The following is a 6,945-nucleotide window of genomic DNA, read 5'->3' as shown; positions in this document are numbered from 1 at the left end:
CAGAAACGGTGGTACATTACGAGTTTATGCAGGATTTCCGGATTCACTTTAAACATGAGGATGGCTCGATTGAGAAAGTACCTTTCTTTGGCTTAAAGACTAATCAACTCAAAGATGTGTTTGCCTCCTCTTGTATGAGTTGCTTTGATTATGTAAACTCCCTAGCGGATTTAGTGGTAGGTTACATGGGAGCACCCTTTGGTTGGCAGTGGATTCTGGTTCGTAATGACATTGGGCAAGAAATGTTGGATTTGGTGCAAGACCAGTTGGAAACTCAACCAGTCATGTCAAAAGGCGATCGCAAACAGGCAGTGCAACAGAGTATTCCTGCCTATGACAAGGGAGTTACCTTACCGATGTGGGCAGCAAAAATGATGGGAGTGGTGATAGAAAAAATTGGTCCGAAAGGATTGGAGTATGCTCGTTTTTCCATTGACTCCCACTTCACCCGCAACTATTTATATTTAAAGCGCAATCATCCACAAAAGTTAGAGGCACATGTGCCAGAGTATGCCAAGCGGATTGTAGAACAGTACAAGTTGCCAGACTAAAAACTGAGGGATTGGTGCGCTTCGGTAGGGTAAGCGATCGCGTGCCTTCCAACTCAGCTACTGTCGAGGGAAATTATAGGTATTTCAGTTCTGAATTAAGACCCCATGAATTAGTCTTTTGAGTCTGCTTTTGATGTCTCTATTTCTTCAGTCAATTGAGAGAGTTTAGTCGTTTCTGATTTAGGAATAATCACCGACTCTTTACTCTCCCCGTCATCCAGTCGTTTAGCCACTTCCAGAATTATATCTGCGATCACTACCGGAATCCTTACTGCTTTCGTTTGACCCAGATTCCACTTCGGCTTGCGACCACTATTTTCTCGATAACCACCACGGGGCATAACTTTACCTCACCTCTGAATCTGAAATAGTACGTTTTCCTTATATTCTACAATCTTAGATTAATTAAATAGCTAGAGCTTGTAAAACTTAACTAGTGAGTGATTTTTATACAAAACCTGCTAATTGTAATTTTTTTGGTCTATTTCGTACTTTTTATAAAATCAACCATGAAATTCCAGCAAATGAGGTGTGCTAACCGGAAACTCCCAAAATTTCTGAAGTCGGTTTAACTGATATCTTGCACCATTGTTAGTAGCCGTAGGCTAGAAAGAAACTTGAGTCCACTTAGGTGGACTTGGTTCGTTTAGGCCAAGGCTTTAGCCTGAGAGCCTAGATTCCGGACTTGACGAATAGTTTATATATCGATTACCAAAAATTACCCTAAAAGAAACCGGGTTTGTTACCTAGATTAAGGGATATCATAGTCTGTTATTCTTTCCTCTGCTGTAGCTGATCTCCCTATCTCCCCATGACCTGATCTGATCACCGGATCACTTTTCTTGCCAGACTTTTAGCCAATTAGTTAGTGCTTGGGGCATTTCTGGATCTAGCGGTCGTTTCATAGCAGTAACAAAATCCTCATCTGGGTCACCTAATCTTCTGAAGCTGTGATCCAATCCAGGAAAAATATGAGTTGTCACATTCCTATTACCAGCATCGATAAGTGCTTGCTGCATTTGTTGAGCTTCTTCTGGAGGTGTATTGTGATCCAAGGCACCATGTAAAATCAGTACTGGGCATTTGACCTTGTCCACAAATAAATAGGGAGGATTCTCAAAATGCTCTTGACCCAGGGGTAGGTAATAATTAAAAGACCAATCTTCATCTCCGATGCGAAAGAACTCTTCACCCCTTTTTGCGCTAGCAACAATTTCATCAATCTGTTTGTATATCCAGTAAATCAATGGCATATTTTCTTTAAAATTTTTGATAGTTGTACTATCTAACTTTTCAAAGGCTTCGGCTTGCCATTTGAGTATCAATTCCAGGTTGTTATAAATGCCCCCTTGCCAAACAAAAAACTTAATGTCTGGGTCAGAAGCTGCTAAAATCAAAGCAATTACAGCCCCTTCACTTTGACCAAGAACTCCGATTCTACTGCTGTCAATCTCAGGAATACTCCGCATCCATTGCAATGCTATCCGAGCATCATCTACCAAGTCAAATAGTCCAGTAGTATTAAAATTTCCTTCGCTTTGACCACATCCTCGCTTATCGTATCTAAATGTCGCTATCCCGATTTCCTCAAGAATTCTAGCTTCATCCCGGAACAGGTTTCGCTCTGGTAATGGTGTAGGGAACCAATCGGTTTTTGAATTATCTAGATTTCCGTCTCTTGTCTGAGGAAAAGACCCTCCAATGAATAGGCAAGCGGAGGGGTTTTCCACACCTTCTGGTAGGGTAAGTGTTCCATAAATCCTTGCACCCTTGGATTCAAAGAATTCTTGTCTTTCCATTTTCAAAAAATCCTGATCACTCTAACTATCATTATTGGTAGCAGGAATAAAGTAAATTGGGATTATTCATTTACCGGTCGAATAGGAACTTGAACTTCACTGCGCTTTAGGGGTTCCGGAACAAAGGGAGAATCATAAAAAAAGCGACGGGGTGTACCAACGACTGTATACTCCGAGTGTTGGGCTAACCATTCCTTCAACTGCTCAATACTCTGTTGGTAGCTGATATAACTATAGGTACCTTTCATGCCAAGGCTGACTACGGTCATTGGTGGTATGTCTTCTACGCTAATATTTTCTTCAATCTGCTCAGGATTGATATTACGGCGGTGATATAGAAATGATACATAAGCCTCACCAACCTGAGCAAAGGAACCTCCCTGGCTAGTTTCCAGGGTACTGATCGGATAACGAGTCTCTACCGGAGCAGTCATGGAAATATCGTTAGAGCTAATATGGCGGTACAGGGTGCCAAAAGCACGATTAGCTGCCTCAGACAGTTCCCCAGAGTAGGGTACTGTGGCAGCGCGATAGGCAGGGTAGTGTTTGATTTCGATTTTGCCAGCTGGGGTAGGAGGTGGAAACCCTTCTGGTAAGGGAGCAGAGGCAGCACTGAACACTCTCCATCCCAGTAAGACAATTGCCAGTAAGCCTACAGGCAAGAGAAATTTGGATAGCTTCATCAGGGAGTAAAATTAACTAACAGTGAAAGGTAAGCATTCAGCGTGTCGCGTATCAGCGTGTCGCGTATCAGCTTTGTGGCACAGGCTTCGACGCTGTGACGTAACGAATGCTTACGATCAATATTAGTTTCATATAGCGTTTGTATTTAAGATGTAAACTTAGGAGGTCTTTTTTTATGTAAGCATTCAGCTAATGCGCTACGCGCACGCTACTTGAGGTGCGGTCAGCGGTCAGCTAATCAACGGGAGGTAGCAAACAAGCTTACGGTTCTAGTACGGCTGGTTGAAAATCCCTGCTCGTTAGCACCTTAAGTAGTGGGCGTTGCTGAATAGGGAATGAATAGGAGTGGGGTGCGCATCATGCCTGCCCCCAAATATCAGGAACGGGCAAGATGCCCATTCCACAGGTGCGACCCGTGGCGAATTTAATAATTAGATGCGGAAAGCGCACCTAAAAACTCTTCAAATCATTCCATTATTAAGCAACGCCTAAGTAGTGTGCCCATAGCGCATAACCTGATGGCTGATGGCTGATGGCTGATAGCTGAATGCTTACGCTATAACTAATGAATTACTGGTTGATGAAGTCGGAACCACAAGTCTATAGCATCACTGATCTGGAAAAAGAAGGGAAAACAATTTGGGATGGGGTTCGTAATTACCAAGCTAGAAACTTTCTGCGTGAAATGAAAGAGGGAGACTTAGCTTTTTTTTACCATTCCAACACTAAACCCCCTGGAATTGTGGGCTTAATGGAAATTATTAAAAGTGAAGTCGTTGACCCAACTCAGTTTGACCAAACTAGCCGTTACTATGACCCCAAATCAAGTGTTGAATCTCCTCGGTGGCATACTGTGCTAGTGCAATTTGTCGAGGTTTTTCCCCATTTCCTAGAGCTTTCAACCCTTAAACAGGAATTTAGTGACCAAGAGCTATGGGTTACTAGACGTGGAAATCGACTCTCGGTGATGCCAGTTTCTCAGGCAGTAGCTCAGAAAATTCTAGAGATCAGTCAAGCTACAAACCCAAGTCAAAGGTAATATTTCAGGCAGATGAATGATGGATTAGAATATTTAATGACCCCTATGCTAGAGAATGTCAAGCATGTCAAAAATACTGTAAGATGATCAACTTGTCACGAGCAGTACAATGGCGACGACGCCTACGAGTTTGGGGGTTATTAACTATAGCAATGTTCTTGTGTGGCTGGCTGCTAATTAATACTCTGAGATTGCAGGCAGCAGCATCAGCACCTGTGGATACGTTCTTTGTGCTAGGGGGGAGTATTCGTCGAGAAATCCATGTTGCTGAATTAGCCAAACAGTACCCAGACAAGCGAATTCTGATTTCTCATGGATCCCCAGACCCCTGCATTTGGCTAATTTTTAAGCGGGAGATGGCATCTTCGGAACAGGTTTGGTTAGAAAAGTGTGCCAATTCTACCTTTGGTAACTTTTTCTTTAGTATCCCAATTTTCCAGCGGTGGGGTGTTCGTAAGGTCAAGTTAATTACCTCTGGCACCCATGTACCACGGGCTCAGTGGATGGCGCAAATTCTACTGGGAGCTCATGGGATTTGGGTAGAGACAGATTTGGTGCAAGAGAAAGGTATTCCTGGTAATTCAGAATCCCCTCTCAAAACTGGGATAGACATTGCTCGCAGCTTGGTTTGGGCGCTACTGTCTCAAGTCATTCAACCCCGATGCTCTGATCTAATCCAACTCACGGATGTAGACATAGAGGCTTGGCGTGAGTCAGGTTTCAAGTGTGAGCATCAGGGGGGAGATTTGATCTCTACTGTCAGCCGTGCAAACCAAAAACAGCAAGGTTCGTTGTTGAAGCAAGAATCCCCGTCTCTGAGCGAGCGGGGAGTGTCAACATTAACCCAAAGGTTCAACTGGGTCGTCACTTGACTATGCGCTTCCAGGGAGCAAAGCCATTTTCAACACCTTTAAGACTAGCAGCCAAGCTGGGGTAATGTCGGAGCACAACACTTATGAAAGTGTTCTTTTCAATCCAGTCCAGACCGAATTGAGTATAGATTTCGGCAGTGTAATCCTTGGTAAAGAAGCGATCGCTTTTCAGTCGTCGGGATGCCATCAGGATGAATATCCGAAAGGCGGTATCGCTGAAACCAAATCCCTTGGGAGGATTTTCGGCAAACATACCTATCATTAGGTCTACACTATCGATATCATTGTTGTAAACTTCCCGCAATTCTTTCGCCCATTCTGGTTTCTCAGTGATTTCCTCGAAGGATTTAACTCGATCGCGACCAATTAGTTCCCGGAACTGGTTGTAACGGGGAACCCCTCGCTCCCGATCTCGGAGGATATCTACAGCAGCTAAGTCAAATACTTCACCGTTGTCCCTTAGTAGCTGCTGCAATTTCTTTGGATAATTGTAAAGGGTGACAGCACCTGGGTGGCTGATTCCAAAGGAGTAGAATAAATCAGCTATATCTACCTGTTCTAGAATGGCACGTGAGCGCTTGCCAGACACTTCAAAAAAGTCTTTTGTCAGCAGCTCTTTACCGTCTTTAACCGAGTAAAACGGGAATTCATCGGGGATGAGGGGATGCATCCGATACACAGAAACGAATTCTTCGGTGAGGTAGAAGGGAGCACCATGGTGGTCAGTAGATGAGCCGATAATGCCGCTGACTGCTTCACTGTCCCCAAGACGCCCAAAACGATTTTTGAATTCCTGACCTAATAGACCCCACCAATTAGCTCTCATGGCAACTTGCACGGCGGGATGCCCCAGGATGCCCGGAGTCCATTCCACAGTATGAATTTTAGCTAGCAAGGCAGCATTAATCAGTCGAGCGTGGTCGAACAGGTCATCATCTGTCCAGTCAGGGTATTGTTTTTTCAGATGATCACAGATAGTGTTGTGCTCTTTGACGAACAGGATATGCAACATGCTCAGTCCTATCCACCAGTTATCGTCAAAGCCCACAATATCGATTCCGTTCTCTGGGTTGACAGGTAACAAACCGTCATCACCAATGATCATCTTACCATCGACATGGCTACGCACCTTATCGATAGTTTCCTGATAACTGCCATAGATTTGGGAAGCATCCCACCAGTGAGTTTCTCGGTTGATAAAGGTTGGGGGATTGTTGGTATCGTCTTCAGAACGAGTGGGGTCTTTTGGAGTTGTTTCGATTTCCAGAGGTCGATGCTCTTCGGGCCAGGGGTCATCCTGTTCCAGAGGAATCTCGATTTTCTCCTGGGATTCATTATAGCCATGAGAAAACCAATCGTGGGTCTGGAATTGAATCCATGCTGCAGCTGTTAGGTTTAAGGTCGAAGCTGGTACAAATTCATCCCGCGTCAATAACTTCCGACTGATAGTACGGGGATTGGGATTGAGTAAATTCTTTTCGTCGGGGTAGGCGTATTTCAGGGCTACATTGCGTCCAAAGCGGGTGCCAGCCATACCCATTTTAGGATCATTGGGGTCATTAAATGAACCATCTGCTGTGCGAATTTTCAGATGGCGACCATCAGGACTAGGAGTCGGTTCAGGGGGCTCCCCTTTTGTGGGTAATTGGGAAGTATCGTGCAGGTTTTCTTCCCGCATATTATCCCGGAATTTATTTAATTTTAATAGGGCTAGAGGAGTAGGGAACTCATGCCAAGGTTTCTTTGTCATTGTGCTAATTCCTTTAGTTATTACCGAGGGATTTAATGTTTTAGGTTTGGAGTGTCAGGAATTCTCGTGGGAGCTTACTAATCACTCCTAAGCCTAGGTGAATAAGACTGGGCATGATCTTAATTCACCGTTGTCTAGCTCTTTCTATTTCTCAGTTTTTTATGTTCATCATAACTCATTAATTTATAAATTAAAGAGGATGACCTAATAAATTTAGTGTTGTCTAATTGTCTAGAATTTACAGTACCCA

Annotated in this window: 7 protein-coding genes; 3 read left to right on the top strand and 4 right to left on the bottom strand. The window is 43.9% G+C overall.

Annotated features, from left to right (window positions below):
* The coding region (locus F6K20_RS18245; RefSeq protein ID WP_287295565.1) for a Coenzyme F420 hydrogenase/dehydrogenase, beta subunit C-terminal domain at positions 1 to 551 on the top strand (551 nt) is incomplete at its 5' end.
* Between the two features lie 110 nt (positions 552 to 661).
* Here the strand turns inward: F6K20_RS18245 and F6K20_RS18240 are convergent.
* The 3 genes from F6K20_RS18240 to F6K20_RS18230 all read right to left on the bottom strand — a co-directional run bounded on the left by F6K20_RS18240 (position 662) and on the right by F6K20_RS18230 (position 3,033).
* Positions 662 to 892 carry a hypothetical protein gene (locus tag F6K20_RS18240; RefSeq protein ID WP_008187955.1) on the bottom strand — a complete coding sequence of 77 codons (231 nt, stop codon included), beginning with the start codon at positions 890 to 892 and terminating at the stop codon, positions 662 to 664.
* Between the two features lie 492 nt (positions 893 to 1,384).
* A complete protein-coding gene (locus F6K20_RS18235; protein WP_287295564.1) occupies positions 1,385 to 2,350 on the bottom strand; it encodes an alpha/beta hydrolase family protein in 966 nt (321 codons plus the stop codon).
* A 62-nt stretch (positions 2,351 to 2,412) separates the two neighbouring features.
* Positions 2,413 to 3,033, bottom strand: coding sequence for a heme-binding protein (locus F6K20_RS18230; protein ID WP_287267999.1), 621 nt, complete (start codon positions 3,031 to 3,033; stop codon positions 2,413 to 2,415).
* Between the two features lie 566 nt (positions 3,034 to 3,599).
* Here F6K20_RS18230 and F6K20_RS18225 point away from each other — a divergent pair.
* Positions 3,600 to 4,073: an EVE domain-containing protein gene (locus F6K20_RS18225; RefSeq protein WP_008187951.1), complete on the top strand. Its 474-nt coding sequence runs from the start codon at positions 3,600 to 3,602 to the stop codon at positions 4,071 to 4,073.
* Between the two features lie 83 nt (positions 4,074 to 4,156).
* A complete protein-coding gene (locus tag F6K20_RS18220; protein WP_081431920.1) occupies positions 4,157 to 4,945 on the top strand; it encodes a YdcF family protein in 789 nt (262 codons plus the stop codon).
* On the opposite strand, the gene F6K20_RS18215 is transcribed toward F6K20_RS18220, so the two are convergent.
* Entirely contained in the window at positions 4,938 to 6,695 is a 1,758-nt protein-coding gene (locus tag F6K20_RS18215) for a peroxidase family protein (protein ID WP_008187949.1), read from the bottom strand. The two genes, F6K20_RS18220 and F6K20_RS18215, sit on opposite strands and share 8 nt — an antisense overlap.
* Positions 6,696 to 6,945 lie beyond the last annotated feature (250 nt).

Source organism: Moorena sp. SIO2C4, from assembly GCF_010672485.1.
Classification (GTDB): Bacteria; Cyanobacteriota; Cyanobacteriia; order Cyanobacteriales; family Coleofasciculaceae; genus Moorena; species Moorena producens.
This window is presented reverse-complemented; position numbering and strand designations above follow the sequence as displayed.

Excerpts from the sequence above, each read along its gene's own strand:
- F6K20_RS18240 (WP_008187955.1), bottom strand. The coding sequence starts at position 892 with ATGCCCCGTGGTGGTTATCGAGAAAATAGTGGTCGCAAGCCGAAGTGG.
- F6K20_RS18235 (WP_287295564.1), bottom strand. The coding sequence starts at position 2,350 with ATGGAAAGACAAGAATTCTTTGAATCCAAGGGTGCAAGGATTTATGGA.
- F6K20_RS18230 (WP_287267999.1), bottom strand. The coding sequence starts at position 3,033 with ATGAAGCTATCCAAATTTCTCTTGCCTGTAGGCTTACTGGCAATTGTC.
- F6K20_RS18225 (WP_008187951.1), top strand. The coding sequence starts at position 3,600 with ATGAATTACTGGTTGATGAAGTCGGAACCACAAGTCTATAGCATCACT.
- F6K20_RS18220 (WP_081431920.1), top strand. The coding sequence starts at position 4,157 with ATGATCAACTTGTCACGAGCAGTACAATGGCGACGACGCCTACGAGTT.
- F6K20_RS18215 (WP_008187949.1), bottom strand. The coding sequence starts at position 6,695 with ATGACAAAGAAACCTTGGCATGAGTTCCCTACTCCTCTAGCCCTATTA.